Annotated in this window: 16 protein-coding genes and 1 pseudogene; 8 read left to right on the top strand and 9 right to left on the bottom strand. The window is 50.0% G+C overall.

Features of this window, described 5'->3' with window-relative positions:
• Window positions 1-115: 115 nt before the first annotated feature.
• The 8 genes and pseudogenes from CJA_RS02750 to CJA_RS02720 all read left to right on the top strand — a co-directional run bounded on the left by CJA_RS02750 (window position 116) and on the right by CJA_RS02720 (window position 13,655).
• Window positions 116-2,422, top strand: coding sequence for a TonB-dependent siderophore receptor (locus CJA_RS02750; protein WP_012486240.1), 2,307 nt, complete (start codon window positions 116-118; stop codon window positions 2,420-2,422).
• Between the two features lie 292 nt (window positions 2,423-2,714).
• A pseudogene (locus CJA_RS19955) lies at window positions 2,715-3,110 on the top strand (carbohydrate-binding protein); the annotation flags it as partial.
• A 189-nt stretch (window positions 3,111-3,299) separates the two neighbouring features.
• Window positions 3,300-9,914 (top strand): FG-GAP-like repeat-containing protein, encoded by a 6,615-nt coding sequence (locus CJA_RS02745; protein WP_238526812.1) that lies wholly within the window; start codon window positions 3,300-3,302, stop codon window positions 9,912-9,914.
• 6 nt (window positions 9,915-9,920) lie between these two features.
• Window positions 9,921-10,292, top strand: a complete 372-nt coding sequence (locus tag CJA_RS02740) for a hypothetical protein (RefSeq protein WP_012486238.1) — start codon at window positions 9,921-9,923, stop codon at window positions 10,290-10,292.
• A 69-nt stretch (window positions 10,293-10,361) separates the two neighbouring features.
• A complete protein-coding gene (locus tag CJA_RS02735) occupies window positions 10,362-10,541 on the top strand; it encodes a hypothetical protein (protein WP_041550974.1) in 180 nt (59 codons plus the stop codon).
• Window positions 10,542-11,237: 696 nt separating this feature from the next.
• Entirely contained in the window at window positions 11,238-11,507 is a 270-nt protein-coding gene (locus tag CJA_RS19285; RefSeq protein WP_148208788.1) for a hypothetical protein, read from the top strand.
• Between the two features lie 163 nt (window positions 11,508-11,670).
• The gene (locus CJA_RS19280) at window positions 11,671-12,069 is read left to right on the top strand and encodes a hypothetical protein (protein WP_012486237.1); all 399 of its coding nucleotides are present in this window, start codon (window positions 11,671-11,673) and stop codon (window positions 12,067-12,069) included.
• Between the two features lie 477 nt (window positions 12,070-12,546).
• Window positions 12,547-13,655 (top strand): IS3 family transposase gene (locus CJA_RS02720; RefSeq protein WP_085953149.1). Its coding sequence is split into 2 segments (ribosomal slippage): window positions 12,547-12,799 and window positions 12,799-13,655, totalling 1,110 coding nucleotides; the frame shifts between segments, so codons are not numbered across the junction.
• A 219-nt stretch (window positions 13,656-13,874) separates the two neighbouring features.
• On the opposite strand, the gene CJA_RS02715 is transcribed toward CJA_RS02720, so the two are convergent.
• From CJA_RS02715 to xdhA, 9 genes are all read right to left on the bottom strand, one after another.
• On the bottom strand, window positions 13,875-14,285 hold the full coding sequence (locus CJA_RS02715; RefSeq protein ID WP_012486234.1) for a hypothetical protein: 411 nt from the start codon (window positions 14,283-14,285) through the stop codon (window positions 13,875-13,877).
• A gap of 164 nt (window positions 14,286-14,449) precedes the next feature.
• Window positions 14,450-14,752: a DUF1330 domain-containing protein gene (locus CJA_RS02710; protein WP_012486233.1), complete on the bottom strand. Its 303-nt coding sequence runs from the start codon at window positions 14,750-14,752 to the stop codon at window positions 14,450-14,452.
• Window position 14,753: 1 nt separating this feature from the next.
• A complete protein-coding gene (locus CJA_RS02705) occupies window positions 14,754-15,998 on the bottom strand; it encodes a urate hydroxylase PuuD (protein WP_012486232.1) in 1,245 nt (414 codons plus the stop codon).
• Window positions 15,986-17,323 carry a guanine deaminase gene (gene guaD / locus CJA_RS02700; protein WP_012486231.1) on the bottom strand — a complete coding sequence of 446 codons (1,338 nt, stop codon included), beginning with the start codon at window positions 17,321-17,323 and terminating at the stop codon, window positions 15,986-15,988. Before guaD ends, CJA_RS02705 begins: the two co-directional genes overlap by 13 nt.
• Before the next feature lie 26 nt (window positions 17,324-17,349).
• Window positions 17,350-17,700, bottom strand: a complete 351-nt coding sequence (uraH, locus tag CJA_RS02695; protein ID WP_012486230.1) for a hydroxyisourate hydrolase — start codon at window positions 17,698-17,700, stop codon at window positions 17,350-17,352.
• A gap of 11 nt (window positions 17,701-17,711) precedes the next feature.
• Window positions 17,712-18,209 (bottom strand): 2-oxo-4-hydroxy-4-carboxy-5-ureidoimidazoline decarboxylase, encoded by a 498-nt coding sequence (uraD, locus tag CJA_RS02690; protein WP_012486229.1) that lies wholly within the window; start codon window positions 18,207-18,209, stop codon window positions 17,712-17,714.
• Window positions 18,210-18,254: 45 nt separating this feature from the next.
• The gene (gene xdhC, locus CJA_RS02685) at window positions 18,255-19,157 is read right to left on the bottom strand and encodes a xanthine dehydrogenase accessory protein XdhC (RefSeq protein ID WP_238526811.1); all 903 of its coding nucleotides are present in this window, start codon (window positions 19,155-19,157) and stop codon (window positions 18,255-18,257) included.
• Window positions 19,150-21,507, bottom strand: coding sequence for a xanthine dehydrogenase molybdopterin binding subunit (gene xdhB / locus CJA_RS02680; RefSeq protein WP_012486227.1), 2,358 nt, complete (start codon window positions 21,505-21,507; stop codon window positions 19,150-19,152). The genes xdhC and xdhB overlap by 8 nt, the downstream gene beginning before the upstream one ends.
• Window positions 21,500-22,978: a xanthine dehydrogenase small subunit gene (gene xdhA / locus CJA_RS02675; protein ID WP_012486226.1), complete on the bottom strand. Its 1,479-nt coding sequence runs from the start codon at window positions 22,976-22,978 to the stop codon at window positions 21,500-21,502. The genes xdhB and xdhA overlap by 8 nt, the downstream gene beginning before the upstream one ends.
• Window positions 22,979-23,197: the final 219 nt, after the last annotated feature.

The following is a 23,197-nucleotide window of genomic DNA, read 5'->3' as shown; positions in this document are numbered from 1 at the left end:
ACTTCCGATTGCCTGCGCATTGCACCTGCCGCTGCCCCTTTTAACGATACTTATTATCATTTAACATAAATTAACAAGTGGTTATTATTACCCCTAATATCAGGAGCCCATCTACATGAACACCGGCAACCTCCGCGCGAAGGTTCTTCCCATAACTTCCCTGGCCAGTACCGCCCCAGCCAAAACAGCCCTCGCTATTTTCATGGCAACTTACCTTGCCTCGGCTTATGCAGCCGACGGGCAAAACGCCTCCTCAACACCACAGGCCAAGGCTGGCACACTCCCCACGGTTATGGTTGAAGCCGGTACCGTTGAAGAGGTCAACTACACCGGCAAAAAAGCCAGTACCTCTACCAAACTGGATATTGATATCAAGGAAACACCGCAATCTGTTTCCGTGATTACGCGCAAGCAAATTGATGACATGGGCGCCTCTAACCTGGGGCAATTGCTGTTGTATACCACCGGGGTGGTGTTGACCGGTGACAACTCGGAGCGAACCAACTTTTCCATTCGCGGATTTAATGTGGGTGATGGCTGGAACTCCAACCTGCTGCAATACGATGGTGTGCCCATTAATGCCTCCAACGTCGCCTCGTCCAAACCGGATATGGCCATGGTCGAAACCATTGAAGTATTGCGCGGTGCCGCTGGTTTGATGCAGGGCTCGGGCGAGCCCTCGGGAACGATCAATATTATCCGCAAAAAACCCACTGCCGAGCTCCAGGCAAATGCTGCGTTTACTTATGGATCATGGAACACCTATCGCCTTGAAGGTGATGTATCCAACAGCCTCAATGAAAGTGGCACAGTGCGTGGACGCCTTGTCGGAGTATCCCAGGACGGCGATTCCTACATGACGGCCGTCACCCGCGAAATTAATTTGATATACGGTATTGTGAGCGCGGATTTGACGGAGAACACCCTGTTAAATGTCGGGTACAAACGCCAAGCCGAAGACTCCATTGCCGCGCACAACTTGCCACGCAACCCGATCACCGGTGAAGACCTGGAATTAAGCCGCAAAAATTGCAGTTGCAATTACGGCGATTATTGGGACAAGGAAAACACCGACGCCTTTATTGACCTATCCCACCAATTTGATAGTGGCTGGTCGGTAAAAGGCGCTTACGTCAAAGCCAATTACCAGATGGATATGATGTTTACCAGCCTCGCCCCTGTGAGTGCGGCGCAATTCGATCCGGCAAACCCGCAGGGCAACGTCAACAAATATGCCTACCAATACGACCAGAACCTGGATGTTGCCGATGTCTTTGCCAAGGGACCATTCACTTTATTCGGCCGGGAACACCAATTCGTTATTGGCTCCAACTATCAAAAAAGTGATAACCCTGGCCGCTGGACCAGCTGGGATGTCGTGCTGGAAGACTACAGCCTGTGGAATCGGGTCGGTACCGCTCCCGCGCCCCTGTTAACCGTTGACCTCAATACTTACAATCCCTACCTGCTGCCCTATATACCCGCGCGCTACGATCAGGATGGCGGACGTTCGTATGAAGAGCGCATCCAAACCGGCACCTACATCACAACCCGGTTAAGCCTTGCCGATCCCCTCAACCTGATCCTGGGCGTCAGGCAAAGCGATTTTGAATATGACTATCAATACAAAAGTAATGTCACCAACCAATTAGTACCCAGCCGTGGCAACCACTACGAAAAAAACCACATTACCACGCCCTATGTCGGGCTAACCTACGACCTCAATAACACCTATACCCTCTATGCCAGCTTTACCGATACCTTCGTGGTGCAAAGTGCAAGGGACATCAACAACAACCTGCTTGATCCCATACAAGGTAATGTCTACGAAGCGGGGATCAAAGGCAGCTTTAATGACAGCCGCTTAATGGCATCCCTTGCAGCCTTCCGCATTAACCAGATCAATCGATCCATCCGCGATGAAAGCAGTGCAGGACAATGCCCGCAAAACGGCGGCGATGGCTATTGCAATATTTCCGCCGGTAAAGTGATTAGCGAAGGTATCGAAGCCGAGCTGCGCGGAGAAGTCTTACCGGGCCTCAATATGTCACTGGGATATACCTATAACACCACAGAGTACGAAAAGGACCCAGCCAACCAGGGACGCGTATTTAATGAAACCACACCGGAACATATTGCGCGGGTATTTGCCACCTATCTGTTTGCCAATGAACTCACCATCGGTGCAGGGGTTAACTATCAAAGTGAATGGCTGACAGGCCGCTACGGTGCCATCTCCGCCCGCCAGGAAGCCTATGCACTGGTCAACATCATGGCCAGTTATCCCATCAACGAAACCTTCACAGTCAGCGTTAATGCCGATAACGCCCTGGATGAAAAATACTATTCCTACTTGTCATCCACCTCTAATCGCTATGGTGAACCGAGGAATATGAAAGTGACCTTGCGCGCTACCTTCTAAAGCGAACAAGCGCAGCGGGTTATCAACCTGCTGCGTGTTTTGCTTTATTCATTGTCCAACCGCAAGGATGCATAGATTACCCCTGATCTGGTTACCAAAAGTAACCCGCAAAATTGGCACTGGATTTTTCATTTTTTTCTGATAGCATCCCCGGTTCTTCTCACTGACGCGATACCATAAGAATAATCGCGCACATTTATCCGGCACTTATTCTGTCAATAACCTCGGATTATCCGCAGGGGCGCTTTGCCTCAGCGGTGGATTGTTATTGATAAAAAAGGGAGTCTGCCGGATGCAGTCTTTTTCAGTATTTCGCTCACTCAGTGTTTTTCTCGTTGTTCTCTTCAGTCATCACACCTGGGCCTTAACGCTCGAAGAAAATACCTCCGGCTTTTGCAGTTACGATGGTGCGGTGCAAAGCGCTCATGCCGGCGCGACCAATAACCAGTATGTCAATCTCAGCAACGAGGCGGGTAAAGGTATTACCTGGGCCGTGCAAGTCGCACAGGCTGGCAATTACACCGTTCAATTTCGCTATGCCAATGCGGGAACGCAATCGGCAACCCAGGCGGCCATCCGGGTAAATGGCGTTCTACTCGCCCATGCCCTGCCCTTCCCTAAGACCGGAGCCTGGAGCAGCTGGACCAACTCCAGTGCATTTACCTTAGCGTTAAATGCAGGCAACAACACCCTGCGCCTGGAAACCACAGTAGCGACAGAATTTGCCAATATCGATTCGTTGACCGTGCATGGTACAGGGTTAACGGCAGGCACCTGTGCAGGAGCTGGCACACCGAAAGCACCGAATAATGGAGTCGTGGCACAGCCGCAGGCTCCTGTATTAGCTGCAATACCAGCCCCCGCTAGTGGTATCGATATGGCGCAACCCACAGAGGGAGAATTTAATGTCAATGCCAGCGGCCAAGCAACTTACAGGTTGCCCTTGGTGTTACCGGCAGGTAGTGGTGGCTTTGCGCCACAAATCAGCCTTGGTTATAACAGTGGTGCCGGTAATGGCACATTGGGAATGGGCTGGTCATTAAATGCGGGCGGCAGTGTTTCCCGCTGTCGCCAGAGCGAAAGTGAAAACCGCAATTTCCGCCCACTCACACTTGATGCCAATGATCGGTTTTGCCTGAATGGTGAGAAACTGATTGTTGATGAAAACTATATCTATGGCGCTGTGGGTGCCACCTACAAAACGGCAATTGATGATTTTTCCCGCATTACGGCAGTGGGTGGTATCGCAGGAAGCCCGGATTATTTCAAGGTTGAGCACAAGGACGGGCGTATCGACTATTACGGCAATTCATTAATCCAGCAAAGCTCAATGGCGAAGTTACCCTATGGCAGCGCCAACCTTCGCTGGATGCTGACATACAGTGAAGACAGTGCCGGCAACAGGATTGATTACCTGTATGAAAAGGAACATGGGAACTGGCCAAGCCTGGCGGAAATTCGCTATGCCTACGGCAATGGTTTGCCCGATGCCAAGGTGGTTTTTACCTGGGATTCAAGACCGGACACCATTATTCATCGAATTCTTACGGCAGAGTTCCAGCAAAATGTACTGTTATATCAAGTAGAGGTCATTAACAATGGCCAGAGTATTAGGAAATATCATTTAAACTACGACGAGGGAAATAATAATGCCGAGTATGACAATGTAAGCCGCTTGTCATCTGTTACCGAGTGTGTCGGTAGTACCTGTAAGGCACCGTTGAAATTTGATTGGCTGTTGCCAGATTTATCCGGCTTTAACAATGTTTCCGAGACTTTCACACTGCCATCTGCCTCATCTCCTTTCTTAGCTAATTTTTTTACCTATGCGTTAGGCGATATTAATGGTGATGGTTTGCTTGATTTAGTCTGGATGAATTACGGTGTTGGCTATAACAATATTTATTATGCTTTAGCACAACGGCAATGGAATGGGCGTATTGAATATGTAGAAGCTACCTATGTAGGGGGAACAGGCATAACCGCCACTTGGAATACGGTAGCTATGGCTCCACCACTATTGAAGTTTACAGATTATAACCATGATGGCAGAAAGGACCTGGTGGTTACGGAGTTGTTTGGCACCTATAGGACTCGGATATTTTTGTCGGAGCCCCAGTCAGATGGTACCTGGAAGCTGAGTGCATCTCCGGTTCCAGAAAACATCCCGAATGGTCTTGGTAATAAGTATATCTTTGCGGATCTGAATGGTGATGGCCTTGAGGATTTGATCCGCTTAAGCGGAACAATCAATGTTCGCTATTTACAGCCTGGTGGTCTTGGTTATGCACCAGAGCAGGAGGTTCCTGTTGTTGTTCCCCAACATCTGATTTCTCCGCATTGCAGTAGCCCTTTTTCGGATGTGCACTCTGCCACAGGTGATTTTAATGCCGATGGTCGAATGGATTTTATTTTTATTGCCTGTACTGCCGGCGATCCCAATGTTGCCCGCTATGAACAGCATGTGTACACCTCACATAAGGCATCAAACGGAAATGTGGAGCTTAGGTTTCATGCAAAGGTATCCAATGATTTCTCCACAAAAAAAATGGTATTGAATCAATGCCGTCGTGACACCGTTGTGCATACCGAGCTTCCGGTTGCTTCCTTACGAGTCGCCGATATCAATAATGATGGATATGATGACATCTCTGGAGCGGTGGACACTTGCCTTGATAATGAATATCGGCTTAATTGGGGAACAGGTTTTTCATCCAAACGAAATCTGAACCACATTGCATATGCGACATTTAATAACTTCATAGATATCAATGGGGACGGTTATCTAGATGCTGTTTATGTTGGAAATAGTGGAGGCAGTAAAAAAGTTATCTATGTTAGCTACTGGCATGAAACGGCCTTTAGAACAGTAAACCATGAAATTCCTATAAGTATAGACGTACATTATGAAAACTCTGTAGAGCTAAGGGATTTTGATGGTGATGGCAATATAGACTTTTTTATAACAGGTAGGAACTATAGCCCACGGGCCTCCTTGTATTTAAATAAAGCCAATGGAAAAACCCGAAATAAAATTTATCGGGTAGTTAATGGTCTTGGTAGCTATATTGGTATCACTTATGAAGCCATAGCAAAAACTTACCAATACTCCTACATAAAAGGCTTTAATCCATCAAACACCCATGAATTTATGGGAATGGTGACCTCCAATGGATTAAAGAGAAAAGTATATGCTGCTAGCAACGAAGAGCTACAGGACATTATCAGAAATCCGTTTGAAGGCACCTATGCTGGAGGGCAGCATTTAGGTGACCCTAAGTTTCCTGCTTACAACCTCGTCGGCAGTTATTATGTGGTTACCAGGTCCTTTGAGCAGACTTCTGGCTCTAATGATGAAAATGTTGAGATTATTCATCCAAGCGAAGGTAGAGATACCCAGTATTTTTACGAAAATGGTAGATTCCAGGCGGGCGGCCGAGGGTTTCTTGGATTTGATCGCTTTACGAAAGCCGAATATGGCCGACTTGTCACTATTAACCAGTACCGCCAGGATTGGCCTTTTACTGGAAGGCTGGCACGACAGGAAAAATATAATTACTACACTGGACGCTTGATTGACAAAAAAGAATATAGCTGGGGGGTAACACAGTGTTATATCAGTAGCACTGCGTTACCAGACTGTATGCGCGAGATGGCAATCGATGCTAATTATTTAGGCACCAGTGCCCTTGGCTCGATGACACCTTTTGTATTCAAATCTGTCGCTGAAAAATACGCTATGAATACGTCAGGTAGCCAGGGTGGCATAGAGAGTGTTACTACCATAACACGCGAAGTTGATTCAAAGGGTAACACCACTTATGAGTCCACCGCCATTGGTAATGGCAGTACAACATTGCACGAAACCCTTCAAACCAACACCTACGCCTATCCAACCTATTCCTATTCGGCGTCTATGGGGCGATTAACCCAGATGCAGGTGGAAACCAATCAATATGGTGACCTCGGCACAGACACTGCCATTCGCCAATCCAGTTTTGGCTATTACTCATCCGGTGCCGCAAAAGGCCTGTTGCACTATGAAATTATTGAGCCCAATAACCCGGATTACACTATAAGAACCGATCATTACTACAACGCCTTTGGTCAGCGTACCCTGAGTGAAACCACCGCCGATGGCCAAACCCGTCGCTCAACAGAATACGAGTACGACGCCAAGGGCCGCTATGTGGATAAAACCTATGAATACATGACCGATGGAACCAATACCAATACGGGCATTAAGCGCTTGGTTTCACAGGTTACTCAACGCGACAAATACGGAACGCCCACGGAAATTAAAAATTACGTTGCTACTAACCGTTCAGTAACCCGTCGTGTTGGCACCACAGCGTTTGGTATTCCCTATTTTACGGCCAATAGCGATGGCTCGTTTGCTGTAATAACAGCAGGGATTAATTACGACCCGGATTACATTTGCCCGACAGGCACCTCTACCTGGAAAAAAGAAACCTTATCTGGTGGTTTTGCGACAACACAGTGTATGGATATTGCCGGGCGAGTGATACGTGACGGCAAGAAAGGTTCTTCGGATGGGGAGTGGATTATTACAGATACCCGATATACCGCTGAAGGACAACAACTGGCTAAAAGCGAGCCCATTATTCATGGTGATGATCCTAAATACTGGATAATCACTTACCACGATGAATTAAACCGATTGATCTATGAGGTAAAACCAACCAGGGAGCAAGACGGACAACAAGCAACCACCCAGATTTATTATGAAAACAATCAGGTCAGAATGGTTAATGCCAAAAACCAGGAGCGCAAAGAGGTTCACGACCCGCTGGGGCGTATAGCCCGCGTGATAGACGCCAATGGTGGCACAACCCATTTTACGTATGATGCGCGCGGCAACCTGAAAACCATGCGCGATCCCAATAACAATACGACCACCATGACCTATGATTTGCGCGATCGTAAAACCAGCATGTCCGACCCTGACAAGGGAACCTGGACTTACCGTTATAATCGCTTCAATGAACAGGTGTGTCAGTTGGATCCCAAGCAGCAGCGAACGGTAATGCACTATGATATTCGTGGTCGCCTTATTGCGCGTAAAGAGAATTATCAATCCAATTGCAATTACCTTGGTGGCGTCGATGCGTCTGCATCCGTTTCAACCCATTGGGTGTACGATTCCGCTACCAATGGCATGGGACAGCTAGCAAAAACCTATACCCTATTGGCGGTGGCAGGTACACAACCGGAATACACGCAACGTTACACCTATGACAATTGGGGCCGGTTAAGTGTTACCGAAACCAGCATGCAGGGACACCTAAGCCAGTTAACCACCCATTACGAAAAAATAACCTACGACCAATACGGCCGTATTTTTCAGGTATTTGATGCTGCGCGGGCAACAGACAGTTATGAATACAATGGTATTGAACACACCTACACAAACACCGGTTACTTGTTTCAAATAAAAGATGCTGTTCGCTACGGCGGCGCACAAAAAACCTATTACACAATAGGTAGCGTTGATGCTCATGGCAATAGAGGCGGTAGTTATGGGAATGGATTGAGCACAATTGTATCTTCTTATGCAGATAGTGGTTTGCTTAAAAATATTATTACCCGAAAGTCTATTCCCGGAGTAAACCTGCAAAATAGTTACTACACTTGGGATTTAATTGGCAACCTCAAAACGCGCCGCGAAACCGGTGGTGGAACCTGGATTGAAAACTACCTGCGCTCACGCAATATCAATGAGTCGTTTGAGTACGACAACCTGAACCGACTGACCCATTGGAACACCTCTGGCGATTTCAACTCAACGGAGTCGGTCACCTACGATGCCATCGATAATATCCGGACCAAAACCGGTAACGCGGCTTATCTGTATGGCAACCAGTGTTCAAGTTCGGCCAATGCAGGACCACATGCGGTTTGTAGCATCGGCGGAGTCAATTACAACTACGACAAATCCGGCAATATGATCAGTGATACCATTGGCCGAAGCTTGCAATACACGATCGATGACTTGCCCTCCCAAATCAGCAAAAACGGTCACACCACCCGGTTCCACTACGGCCCAGACCGCAGTCGCTTTAAACGGGTAGATACAACGGCAGGCTCAACCACCACCACGCTTTATATCGGTAATGTCGAAAAAATCTATCGCTCAGATAATACGGTAGAGTGGAAACGCCATATCGGTGGTGTAGCCATTATCAGCCAAACCTATAACAGTGTCGGCATCCTGCAATCAACCAAAGAACACTATTTACATCGCGATCACCTGGGCTCGCTCAGCATGATCACCGATGCCAATGGTTTTGTGGTGAAGGACTTCTACTACGACCCCTGGGGCGCATCACGTATACCCAATAACGATATTACCCAGTGGATGTCCGCACAGCCCTTCCAGAAGGTAGCAAGCACCATCAGCAGCCGTGGCTTTACAAATCACGAACATCTGGATGAAGTTGGACTGATCCATATGAACGGCCGGATCTACGACCCCAAGCTGGCAAGGTTTGTCCAGGCTGACCCGATAATCCAGGATCCGCTGAGAGTCCAAAGCCTGAACCGTTACAGCTATGTGTGGAACAATCCGCTGAATGCGACTGATCCAAGTGGGTTTACCACGCAGGGTATGACGAGGTCGCAACTCAGCGGGGACTCCGATGATGACTGGGCGGAAGATCCGATGGATATCTGGCAGCTTTGGTGGGATAGTCAAGCTGGTGAAGATTGTAGCGCGTCATGTCGTTCCAATTTGCGGGATAGTAACCGGGGAGGTGATGGTGCCGCATTTATGGAAGCCATACACAATGCGATGTCGGGCAATTACTCCTCTAACAGTTATTACATAACCAGGATTGGTATAGGAAGCTCAGAGGGATTGAGTACAGTATCTGTTAAAGCCTTTGTACAGTGGACAGGCGCGGCGAGGGAAACACAAGGGAGTAGTGGAAGTGGTTATTCAGAGGGAGATAGTAGTGCACAAAAGGAACGAACTTGGGGCAGTTATCTACCTGGAACAGCAGCGGGCGACAGAGCTGCGCAATACTGGGCTGACCGATTAGTTGCCAATGGCGGTGGTTTTTTAGATGACCCAATTGCCTCTGCGGGTTTATTCTTTTCTGTGTTGTGGACTGATCAGACTGCGGTTAATACTGCTGTTACATTGGCAACTGGAGGAATAGGTACTATTGGTTCGGTATCTATAAAAGCGAACACTTATGTTGCTAATTTAATCCTAAAATATCCATCAACGCTGAGATGGTTGCCGCAAGCCGGTGTAAAAGGAACTTTACAAGAAGCTGGATGGGTAGCAGGCTCAATGCGACAGAGTACGGCAGCCAGAGGTAGTTGGTCTATGGTTTTAAATCCAGGGCCGATTGCTAGATTGCAGTGGTCTGCTGCTGGGGGGCGCCATGGTGGATCGTATTGGAAACTAACTGGCCCAGAATATGGAACACAGAAATTTAATTATTTCTTCAGCAAGAATTGGTAAAAAAACATGAGAGAAAAAAATTCACAATATTTTTTTAATTTAAAAATCATACAAGAAGGTCTTTTGGGGCTGTCGGCCCCAAAAGAAGATCAATTAAAACTTAATAAAACAGGCATGAATTATCTAGATGATATTTTTGATACTATGATTTTGGATTATGTTCAATATCTAGAAAGAGAAAAAATTATTTCGCATGAAACATGCAAGAAAATTATAGATCTTTATATAGACATAGAAAATTCAGTTGGCAACCTGAATGACAAAGAAATTGATAGTTTTATTAAAAATGATCAGAGCAATTTAAATGTATGGAGAGAAAAAGCCGTGGAGCTGATAAAGGAAATAAATAACGCATTAGAGTCTCTTGAAGAAAAATAAAAAACTAAATTTTTATATGGATCGATAACTTTTTATGAAAATAGTTTTTCAATATATTGAAGGGTATTTATGATTAAGTTTAATATTTTTATTGGATTTTTTGCAATTATATCTGGAATTGCGAATTTATATGTTGGGCTTAGTGATGCCCCTGATAAAAACATCAATTATTTAGCGATACTTCAAATTTTTATTGCTTTTTTTAGTAATCAGCGGATTTGCAAGACTAAAGCTTATTGTAAAAAATGAACTCGTATCTCGTATGCATATTTATTGGGCATTTATATTCTATGGGTTTATATTTTTTATAGTTTATTTTATGAGCTAGCTATTAATAGCGTGATAATCCACTCGACTCCGGCAACATGGTCAGTAATACCAGTGGCCGGAGCTTGCAATACACGATCTATGACTTACCTTCCCAAATCAGCAAAAACGGTCACACCCCCCGTTTCCACTACGGACCTAACCGCAGTCGCTTTAAACGGGTGACAGAACAGCGCAATACTGGGCTGATCGACTAGTTGCAGCGGGTGGTGGATTTACTGATGACCCAATTGCCTCTGCGGGTTTATTCTTTTCTGTGCTGTGGACTGATCAGACTGCTTTAAATACGCTAACAACGTTGGGAGGCGGCCCAATAACCAATGGTATTGTAACGGGACTACAAGTTACCAAAAATGCGGTTATAACAATCTCTAGGTAGGGAAGACCAGGGCTTCAATCTGGTGATTGGGTTATGAAGGGAGGAACTAATGGGTGGAACTACTTTTGGTCTGGTAAGTGGCAACCTGGTTTAGGCAACCAATATGCAGGCTTCGGAAGTGGCCAATCCTTTGTTGTTCCTAGAGAGTCTCTTCAGTGGCCTCGTGGTTGGGGTGTAGATGGTTATATTAAAGGTATATTAGGTCAAAGAATATATGTGCCTTAATCGAGGAATTAAAAGTGGAAATTATTAATTGGGTTCTTTCCTCTGTATCATTGTCTATATTTTTATGGATATTTATTATCAATTGGCTAGTAGTTTTAAAAAACACTTTTAGAACAGTAGCAAGCAGTTGGATACCTCTTGTTGGTGGCTGCTTAGGCGCTACTGGTATTTTTTTGCTGCCATTAAAGGGTATCAATAAATTTTGGTGGATTCCTTTTTTAGCTGAGTGGGGATGTATTCCTGGATTCTTATATACAGCAGTTCATTACCTGAAAAGGAAATAAATAACACAATTACTCTACATGCCCATTTCATATCAAAGGGTTAATGTACCGTTTTGGAAGCCTGTTGTCGGGCCGCGCAGTGTATCTGGACATCAAGAGTAGGGTATAGGCGGAGGCAAAGAATGGTATGTAGGCTGGAAATTTCCTTACTGAGGTGTATTGTATGAATTTTAAATATAATAAAGGAGCCGCTTATTTAAGTGAATCTGATTGGCTTAAGACATGTACATTTCTTGAGCCATATTGCTTAAAGTTAAAGAATATGGCTCAAGAATTGGGTTTCGATATGAGAATATCAAAAATATGGCCATCATATGAATTCACTAAAAACGGATTATTTTTTTATACAATAATGAGATTCAGCCTGAATCCAGACTATTTAAATGACGAAAAAATTACATTTCACTGTTATTTTTATAAATACAAAAAAATATTTTTATTTAAAACCAATGAGATTATCTCAAAAGAGGATTTTTTTATCTTAACCAAAGAAGAAATGACTAATGAAAAATATAACTTAGAAAAAATATACAAATGTGCCGTTAAAGTCCTGGAATATTAAATAATTTCGGCTCTGCCATAAGGGCTTACCACACAGGAGATGACTAGACAGAAGATCCGATGGATATCTGGCAGCTTTGGTGGGATAGTCAAGCTGGTGAAGACTGTAGCGCGTCATGTCGTTCCAATTTACGGGATAGTAACCGGGGTGGTGATGGTGCCGCATTTATGGAAGCCATACACAATGCGATGTCGGGCAATTACTCCGCTAACAGTTATTACATAACCAGGATTGGTATAGGAAGCTCAGAGGGATTGAGTACAGTATCCGTTAAAGCCTTTGTGCAATGGACAGGTGCGGCGAGGGAAACACAAGGGAGTAGTGGAAGTGGTTATTCAGAGGGAGATAGTAGTGCACAAAAGGAGCGAACGTGGGGCAGTTATCTACCTGGAACAGCAGCGGGCGACATGTCCACTTCCCCTATTCTGAGACAGACATAACTGGAGTTTTCTGAGAATATTACCTCAGGAGGCCATTATGAAAAAATCACGATTCACCGAAACCCAAATATTCAGCATTCTCAAAGAAGTCGATGCTGGACTGAAAGTAGAAACCGTGTGCCGTAAGCATGGCATTAGCAACGCGACCTACTACAACTGGAAATCAAAATATGGCGGTATGGACACCTCAGAGCTTAAACGCATGCGCGAGCTGGAAGAGGAAAACGCCAAGCTGAAAAAAATGTTTGCTGACGTCAGCCTTCAAAACCAGGCCATGAAGGAGTTGTTTGCAAAAAAGGGTTGGTGACAGCAGAAAAGAAAACCTGCGCACAGGCTTTGGTTGAGCACGGCATTGATATTGCCAGTGCGTGCAAGCTGGCTGATCTCAGTCGAGCCAGTTACTACCGCCCTGAACGCGACTGGCGTAAATGCGATGCTGCTGTCATTGATGCGATTAACAACGAATTGAAACGTTCACCGCAAGCGGGTTTTTGGAAATGTTACGGGAGAATTCGCCACAAAGGTTATCCGTTCAATCACAAGCGCGTATATCGTGTGTATTGCCAGATGGGCCTGAACTTGAAACGCCGGGTCAAGCGCGTTTTACCCAGGCGGATTGTTCAACCGTTGGCTGTTGTTGCACAAGCTAATCATCAATGGGCGTTGGATTTTATGCACGATAGTTTGTATTGCGGAAAACGCTTTCGCACATTGAATGTATTGGATGAAGGAACTCGTGAGTGTTTAGCCATTGAAGTGGATACCTCCTTGCCCGCTGAGCGGGTGGTTCGAGCGCTGGAGCAGATCAAGGTTGAGCGTGGACTACCCACACAGTTACGTGTTGATAATGGACCTGAACTGATATCAGCGAGGCTGACTGATTGGTGCGAGGAAAACGGTATTAGGCTTGTTTATATCCAGCCGGGCAAGCCGCAACAGAATGGTTTTGTTGAGCGATTCAACGGTTCTTTCCGGCGAGAGTTTCTAAATGCTTATTTATTTGAATCATTAACGCAAGTGCGGGAAATGGCGTGGTTCTGGCGAATGGATTACAACGAAGAGCGAACTCACGAAAGTCTTGGTCATTTACCGCCAGCTGCGTACCGAGCAAAACTGGAAAACTCCAGTTTAGAGATGTCTCATTAATGGGGGAGTGGACACCATAAGCATGGCATGGCTAATGATTCTGGGAATACCTAGAGCAAACTCAGGCTATTTTAGAAAAACTATTACTTACTTTTTTATGATTTCTTTGCCTACTTCATGGCTGTTTATTTTTCTTATTATAAATTTCTCTGATACTGGGACGGGTTGATTACATAAAATATCAAACATCCCTGTCTATTTAGCTAGCGCTGCCAGGGTTTACTCGTTTGGCGCAGCGAGAGCTTCCAAGGCTTTCTTATCCTCTTCACTGGCAAAGTGGTTGATACCGAGCGCAATGCTGGCCAATTTTTTTTCAGCGTCACTGGCGGCATCGCTTTCGGTGATGGCTTTTAAGGCAGCGGCATCTTCTGCTTTGATTTTGTGTTCAATATTATGGATTGCATTGGCGATAGCACGGGAGGCTTCGCTATTGCTTTCGTCTTTGCCGATGGCAGCTAATACTTCTTTTTGTTCTGTGGAGGGGTAGTGATTCAGGTTTGCAAGGATACGCGCCATATCCGGAACAGCACCTGTGTCAGCAAATGACCAGGGGGCAATGGCGACAAGGGCAAAAACGGCAGCAACGGCGGCGGGAAATGAGTGGATGAGTTTGCGGGATCTATTATTCATATTGGCTCCTATCCTATCGGTTTAAGGTTGTACAGCAGTACCGATTATTGCATATCTCACCAAACCGGGGCTATTTGTGGATTGCGACAGGACGCGCATTTTTACAGGGGATACACGACGTTTTTCCAACAACACATCGGCTATGGGATTCACCCGGCACGGACTTAACCACTGAAGTCGACACTGCCCTCGACAATAATCATATTGGCGCTGGCGTAGGCATTGCGCAGGGCGTGGATAGGTGCGTATTCCGCACAGGTTGCCCAGTGGCGAGCGACTTCGACACTGGGAAACTCCATCACCACCAGGCGCTTGGGTTGCCATTGGCCACTGACCACCTCGGCCTGGGCACCGCGCACCCAATAGCGCCCGCCGCAGGCATAAACCGTGGGTGTGATTTGTGCGAGGTATTCGGGATACTTTTCGCGGTTGTGCACCTCAATATCGACAATCACATAGGCGCCCATATCAGTGCTCCTGCAGCCAGTCCATTAATTGCTGGCGCTCTTCACTGCTCAACTGTGTAAAGTTTCCCAAGGGCATATAGCCTGAGGCGATGGAGGGCAAGGCCCGTATTTTCTGTGCGCCCAATTGCTCCAGGGTTTCAATCACCAAACCTGCCGGTGCCGCATTAAAGCCGGGTTGGGTCGGTGTATTGCTGTGGCAGTTAGTGCAGTGGTGTTGCACCAGTTTTTGAATAGGTGCATCTGAATTGTGGCTTACAGGTGCTGTATTTTTTACTTGCGCAATTTGGGTTTCTATCACTGGTGTCGGTATTGCCGGCACACCTGCCTGTACCTTTTGGATACCGGTATTGGCCATCACTATCGCGATCAGCAATAGCCCTGCCCCACTCGTCCACAAAATTAAAGGCTTGCGGTTTCCCAGGTGCTTCAAGTTAAAAAAATGGCGCCCCCAGGCGAGGCAGCCACCAATGCCGACTAATGCCAGCCAGGCATGGGCATGGCCGTACACAAAGGGATAGTGATTGCTGATCATGCAGAAAATCACCGGCAGGGTCAGGTAATTGTTGTGCGTCGAACGCAATTTGGCGAATGCCATGGCGTCGGTGTTGGGTGGCAGGTTTTCACTGACAGCCTGCACAAATTGGCGCTGTGCAGGAATAATGCCCCAGAACACATTGCCGGCCATCCAGGTCGCCATTAAAGCGCCCACATGCAAATAGGCGGCGCGCGGTGAAAAACACTGGTGCGCCATCCAGCTGGCAAAACCGATCACCACCAACAGTGCAGCTGCAAATGCCCATCCGTTTTTTACCAGTGGTGTGCGCAACAGGCATTCATAAACCAGTTGGCCGATTACCATAAAACTGACGCTGGCGATGATGGCGACTGCCGGTGACAAAATCCAGGTGTTGTGCCCCACCAGATAGGTTTGCGCTTGCAGGTAATACAACAGAATCAACAAGCCTGTCCCGCTGAGCCAGGTGGTATAGGCCTCCCATTTAAACCAGTGCAGGGTTGACGGCATGTCTTGCGGGCGCAGATGGTATTTCGCCACTTCGTAGATACCACCGCCGTGGATCGCCCAGAGATCGCCCTTGATACCCTGTTTGGCTTTCCAGGCTGGCGGTTCGCGCAGGCTTAAATCCAGCCAGATAAAATAAAACGATGCGCCGATCCAGGCGATGCCGGCAACCACATGGAACCAGCGAAAGGCGAGGTTTAACCATTCGAGAATCAGTGCGTCCATTGTTGGTCCTCCTTGCGCGATGCGCGACGGAAGACCTGCTTGCCCATGATATAGGTGCGCGCCACATTGTGTTCATCACCCAGGGTCATGAGTGCAAATAACTGTTCAGTCAAATTCCGTGTACTGGCCTGGCGCAGGGCTTGCAGCGGTGTTGCACCCAGGTCGAGCACCACAAAATCCGCCTCTTTACCCGGTGCAAAATTCCCCAGGTGGGTATCGAGATCCAGCGCGCGGGCATTGCCCAGGGTGGCCATGTAAAAGGCCGTCAGCGGATGCAAATTTTGCTGCTGCATTTGCAGGACTTTGTAAGCCTCTGCCAGGGTGCGCAGCAGTGAAAAACTGGTACCGCCACCCACGTCGGTCGCCATACTGACCGCAACACCGGCAGATTCCAGGCGCGCCAGGTCGAGCAGGCCGCTGCCAAGGAATAAATTGGACGTGGGGCAGAATGCAATACCGGAACCGGTCTGTGCCAGGCGATGGATTTCGCGCTCACGCACATGAATGCCGTGGCCAAAGACACTGCGCCGCCCGAGCAAACCAAAACGGTCATACACGTCCAGGTAATCGCTGGCTTCCGGGAACAGGGATTTTACCCAGGCAATTTCTGCGCGGTTTTCCGATAAATGGGTTTGCAAATACAGGCCGGGATAATCGCGATACAACTTACCCGTTACTGCCAATTGTTGCGGCGTACTGGTAGGTGCAAAACGCGGAGTCAGTGCATAGTGCAGGCGACCGCGATTGTGCCAGTCTTCGATCAGGGCGCGGCACTCGCGCTCGCTTGATTCTGCTGTATCCAGCAGCGCGGCGGGGGCATGGCGGTCCATCATCACCTTACCGGCAATCATGCGCAGGTTATAGGCTTCTGCCTGCTGGAAAAATGCCTGGGTGGATTGCGCAAATACACTGGTGTAGACCAGCGCGCTGGTGGTGCCGTTGGCCAGCAGTATATTTAAAAACTGTTGCGCGGCCAGCGCAGCAAACTCTGCATCGGCAAATTGCTGCTCAGCCGGAAAGGTATAGTGATTTAACCAATCCAGCAGTTGCTCGCCGTAGGAGGCGATGACGGCGGTTTGCGGATAGTGGATATGGCTGTCGATAAAACCGGGCATGATTAATTGCTCGGGGCTGTGCCGACACTGTTGCAAATCAAACCCCTGCCCGGCCATAGCGGCAGCGCTGGCCAGGGCCTTGATCCGACCATGCTCCACCAGTAGTACACCATCATCGAAATACTCAACACCCTGCCCCGTTGTCGGATCAGGTCGATCAGTGAAGTGCAGGATCTTTGCACGAAATGCTTGAACATCGGAGTGACGCATAGACTTCCTTACAGGAATAGCAAAAGTTAGCTGCCGCGATAAGTCGAGTAGCCGTGGGCATTCAGCAACAGGGGAACATGGTAGTGTTCCCGGGTGTTGGCCACGCGAAACGCAATTTTGATTTCAGGATAAAAACTGTCGCGCTCTTGGCGTGCAAACCAGTCGCCAATTGCGAATTGCAATTTATAAATACCCGGCTGCAATTCAACAGGTGCATCCCATTGCATCACGCGGCCATCGGCATCGGTCCTGGCACTGGCAATGGGCTCGCTCGAATCGGGGCCGTAGAGATAGGCCTGTACATCGGCGGCCGGCCGGCCGCTTTCCAGGTTAAGGATATGGGTGGTAATCGCTGCTTTTTCGACAGGTAATGACATGGGTTGCTCACTTAATCGGTGACAAGTTGCTGTAAACGCAAACGGGTGATAGCCCCCTGTTCGCGCGCGCCATTGATGAGTTCCCGGTCGCGGCTGTTATGGCTGCGCTGCTGTAATAGCTCCAGCATGGCAGCGGCTGACTTACCGCTGGCGCACACAATAAATATAAAACCATTTTTTTCCTCATAGGCTTTATTCAACTGATAAAGCGCTTGAATCTCGGCCTCACTGGCTTGCAGTACCTGGCCTTGCTCGGCCGTCGCACGACCGGCGTAACGCGAGCGCAGCAGTTCTATATCGCCAATACGCGCATGACCGGAAAAGGCTTCGAGGATTTGCGCCTCGCCGGCCCCGGCCCAGAGCGCATCGGCTTTGGCCAGCAACTGATCAAGATCAGCAAACGGCCGCGCAGCAGTCATCGCCTGTGCCCAGGCCATGCAATGGCAGCAACTGTAGAGCGCAGTGAGCGCACTGGCCTCATCCTGCTGGTTAAATTCGTCGAGCGTCATACATCATTTTCCACTACAGACAACCGGTGTACCGACCAGGCCATGTTACTCACACACAATGTGCGCGCTGCGCTCTTGCTGCAACAGGCTTTTAATCTCCCGCCAACGACTGGAAGGCGCTGTGTTTACGGGCGCCTGTGCGTAATACAGGCTTTGCAATTGCGCGGCGATGGATACCGCCACCTCCATGGGCAATTTGCCTTTTACCTCGGGCAAACCAACGGGGCTGTAAATTCGCGCTATATCGTCAGCAGCAAACCCGGCATCGGCAAGGCGCTTGCGAAAACGCAGGGCTTTGGTGTGCGAACCGATAAGGCCACAGTAAGCCCAGCGCCGATCGGTGAGCAATGCCCGGCACAGTGCAAAATCCAGCGCGTGGTCATGGGTAAAAATAACCACCCAGGTATTGTCCGGTAATACTTCCACGGCACTCACCGGGTCAGCATAAAACGCGTAATGACAATTGCCGGGCAGTGTGTTTGTCATTAACTCGGGCCGGTTATCAATCACCCGCACCTGGCAGGGTAAGCCACCCAAGATCTGCACCAGTGCCTGGCACACATGGCCGGCGCCAAAGAGTGCCATTTGCCACTGGCGCGCAGCAAAGCATTCGAGCATGACCACCATATTGCCACCGCAGCATTGTGCCGCTTCTGCCGCCAGCGGGATTGCGCGCAACAACTGGCAGTTTTTATTGCGCGCAATTAATTCGCGCGCCTGCTGCACCACTAAAAACTCCAGCTGGCCACCGCCCAGGGTGTCGTAGGTACTGTCAGCATCAATCACCATTTTGCTGCCGCCGTCGCGCGGCGTAGAGCCCTGGGTATTAATGACCGTGGCAATTACGTAGGCATTGCCACGTGCCTGGCAGCGGGCGATAGCCGCTGACCAGTTGAGCGCCGAGTGCGCTGACGGTTGCAAAAAATCCGCTGATCCTGGGCTAGGCACGGTCGACCTCCTGCGCCTGACACGCATTAAACGCTGCACATTCCTGCAATGCCCAATACACCCGCTCGGGTGTTGCCGGGGTATCCAGGCGCGGACTAAAACGATAACCGCTCGTGCTGCTGCAGGCATCGCGCAGCGCTGCCCAGACCGCAATGCCCAGCATCAGGGGCGGCTCGCCCACGGCTTTGGATAAGTGAATGGTATTTTCCAGGTTGGGCTCGTGGTACAGGGCCACGCGCAAATCGGCGGGCACATCAAAAGCCGTGGGAATTTTGTAGTTGGCCGGGCTGTTGGAAATAATCCGCCCCTTGTCGTCCCACAATAATTCCTCGCTGGTAAGCCAGCCCATGCCCTGCACAAAACCGCCTTCAATTTGGCCGATATCAATCGCCGGGTTCAGCGACTTGCCCACGTCGTGCAGTATATCGGTGCGGTTTACCTGGTATTCGCCGGTGCGCGTATCCAGGGTTACCTCGCTTACCGCCGCACCGTTGGCGAAATACAAAAACGGCTGGCCTTTGGCGGTGTCGCGGTTGTAGAAAATTTTGGGCGTGCGGTAATAACCGGTCGCCAATAGCGGAATGCGGTTGAGGTAGGCCAGCTTGATAAAGTCGGGAAAGCTCATGCTCTCTCGCCCCAATTGCACGCGATTATTGGCAAACACAATCTGCTCGGTACTCAACTGGAAATGCTCACAGGCAAAACCGATTAAATCAGCTTTGATCCTGTCGCAGGCATCCTTAGCCGCCATGCCATTTAAGTCAGTACCGGACGAGGCTGCCGTGGGCGAGGTGTTGGGCACCTTGTCAGTACGTGTAGCGCTCACAATGACCCGCTCCACACTCACCCCAAACGCACTGGCGACAATTTGCTGGATCTTGGTGTACAAGCCCTGGCCCATTTCGGTACCGCCCTGGTTAATCATCAGGCTGCCGTCGGTGTAAATTTGCAGTAAGGCACCAGCCTGGTTGAGGTGTTTGGCGGTAAAGGAAATACCAAATTTTACCGGGGTGAGTGCCAGGCCTTTTTTCAGGTAGCGATGTGTTTGATTAAAACGCGTTACCTGTTCGCGGCGCACGCGGTAATCACTATCCAATTCCAGGCGCGCGATTAAATCCTGTAATACATGCTGCTCAATTTTCTGGCCGTAGGGCGTTTCATCGGCACCGGGGCGATAGAGGTTGAGTTTGCGCACATCCAATGGGTCTTTTCCCAGATGCCGCGCGATATCCTCGATCAGGCTTTCAATTGCCATCATGCCCTTGGGGCCGCCAAAACCGCGAAATGCAGTGTTGGAGACTGTGTGGGTTTTACAGCGCACGCCGAGGATGCGCGCGCTCCGTAGAAAGTAGGCGTTGTCAGCATGGAACATGGCGCGGTCGACGATACCTTCGGACAAGTCCGGCGAATAGCCGCACTTGCCCGCCAGCAGCATATCCACCCCCAGGATGTGACCGTCGCTGTCAAAGCCCACGCGCCAGCGGTTGAGGAAATCGTGGCGCTTGCCGGTTTGCACCATGTCGTCGCGGCGCGGCATACGGTAGCGCACCGGGCGCTGCAAACGCTTGGCAAAAATCGCCGCCATACACGCCAGGGGCGCGGCCTGGCTTTCCTTACCGCCAAAACCACCGCCCATGCGCCGCACTTCAGCCACCACTAAATGCAGGGGCAAGTCCAATACCTCGGCTACCAGTTTTTGGATTTCACTGGGGTGCTGGGAGGAACTGATCACGTGTATACCGCCGTCTTCGGTGAGCTGGGCCTGGCTGATCTGGCCCTCCAGGTAAAAGTGCTCCTGGCCGCGCACATAGATTTCACCCTGTAACCGGTGCGGTGCCTTGTCTATCTCGCTGTCCGGGTCCCCCATTAACAACTGGTGCTCGGGCAGCACAAAACTCCGGGCGGCCAGGGCATCCTCCACTGTGAGCTGCGCTGGCAAGATGTCGTATTCAACCCGGGCCAATTTCACCGCACGCTGGGCCGCTTCCAGGCTGGTGGCTGCCACGGCAAACAGGGGTTGGCCGATGTATTCCACCAGGTCCCCCGCCAACAGCGGGTCGCCACCGTATACCGGACCTACATCCACTTCACCGGGAATATCGCGCTGTACGATCACATCCACCACACCCGGTGCAGCCCTAACGGCACGGATATCGAGCAAGATAATACGCGCGTGTGGGTGGATAGACTGGCCAGTGGCCACATGTACCAGGCCGGGCAACAGGGGCAGGTCATCGATGTATTGGGCACTGCCGCTAACGTGTTTGCAGGCTGATTCGTGCGCGACGGAATGGCCGACGCCCGGCTTGAATAACGCCGGTTGCGCCTGGGCTTCGATCAACTTACGCATGGATAAACAACCTCTCGGGAGCCTGGCCTGCGGCCTCGGCAGCAAACTCATAACAGGCTTTGCGCAGCAGCTCGCAGGCCATGGCCAGGCGGTAGCCGGCACTGGCACGCACATCGCTTAGCGGGCTGAACTCGGCGCGCAATTGGTCGCAGGCCAGTGCCAGGCGGCTTTCCTGCACCTGGCCCAGCCGGTGCCAGGGCTCGGTATTAAGCACCGCCTCGACCAGGAACGCGCGCTTGGGCACACCGGCCATGCCGCCGTAGGCAATACGGATGTGCCCGGCATCCCACCAGAAGGCGCCCATCACGGCCGAGATGTCATCCTCATAACGCTTGCTCACCTTGAACAAGCGCTGGGGCTGGGCCAGGGCTTGGCGCGCTATGTGGATGCGCGCCAGGTATTCGTCAGGCGCGCGCGTGGTTTGCTTGTAGCCCAGGTAAAAATCGCGCAGGTATTCGCGCCTGGTTTCGCCGCGGCTGTTCACCAGCTCCAATTCGGCGTCCAGCACCAGCAGCCAGGGCGGGGTATCGCCAATGGGTGACGCGTTACAGATATTGCCGCCCAGGGTGCCGCGGTTGCGGATCTGGCGCGAGCCCAGGCGCTTGAGCAGGGCGACAAACTCAGGCGCCACCCGGGCCAGGCCCTGTTCCAGTTCGCTGTAGGGCGTGGCGGCACCGATACACAGGGAATCCTCCGTGAGTTGCCATTGCCTCAGGCCGGGAATCGCATTCAGGTCAATTACCTGGGGCAGTGACTGGTATAGCTGGGTGACCTCCAGCATCACATCCGTCCCCCCCGCCACTAGGCGCGCCTGGGGATAGTCAGTCAACAATTGCTGCAAGCCGGCTTCGGTGGTCGGCTGCCAATAGCCTTCCGCGGCGTCTTTTCCCAGCAGTCGATACGCCGGCCCGCTGCCCGTTAAGGGTGCATCGGGAAGCCATTCCTGCACAATATTGGCCATTTGGGCAGGTTTTTTAAGGGACTGGATACCCGCCTCGATAATCGGGCGATAACCGGTGCAGCGGCACAGGTTGCCGGAGATGGCCTCGATCACCGCCGCGCGCTCATGCCCTTCGGCAATAGCCTGGGACTCCAGGTGCAAGCCCACCAGGGACATGACAAAACCCGGTGTGCAAAACCCGCATTGGGAGCCGTGGCAATCCACCAGTGCCTGCTGCACCGGGTGCAGGGCAGCGCCGCGACCCAGCCCCGGGGGTGCCAGTCCTTCCACAGTGATAACACGTTGATTGTGCAGGCTGCCCACCGGGCAAATACAGGCGTTTATCGCCCGGTAGTGCCAGCGGCCAGCGCGCGCGCTGCCCACCAACACCGTGCAGGCACCACAGTCACCGGATGCGCAGCCTTCTTTAGTCCCAACCCATTGCCTATCGCGTCGCAACAGGCTGAGCAGTGTGGTATCCGGGGCCAGGTCAGCCCGTTCAATAAGTGTTTGGTTGACCACAAAGCGCACGTATTTTCCTCCGCGCCAGCTTGAGTGTTTTACTTTTACCTCCCAGACAAAGCAAAAGACTGGCCAAATAGACAATTTTTTAAAATTTTTTCAGATCGCCGGACTAATCACAGGTAAATCAAGACCTATGGCATACATATTGCTGCTCACCGGACTATTGCGGGGTTCATCAAACAGCCCTTTTTGTCCGTGCAGTCAGGTTTATATTGATTCCCCAGA

Origin of the sequence: Cellvibrio japonicus Ueda107 (genome assembly GCF_000019225.1) — a bacterium.
GTDB lineage: Bacteria > Pseudomonadota > Gammaproteobacteria > Pseudomonadales > Cellvibrionaceae > Cellvibrio > Cellvibrio japonicus.
Note: the sequence above shows the minus strand (reverse complement) of the source record. Positions and strands in the feature narration are given on the sequence as shown.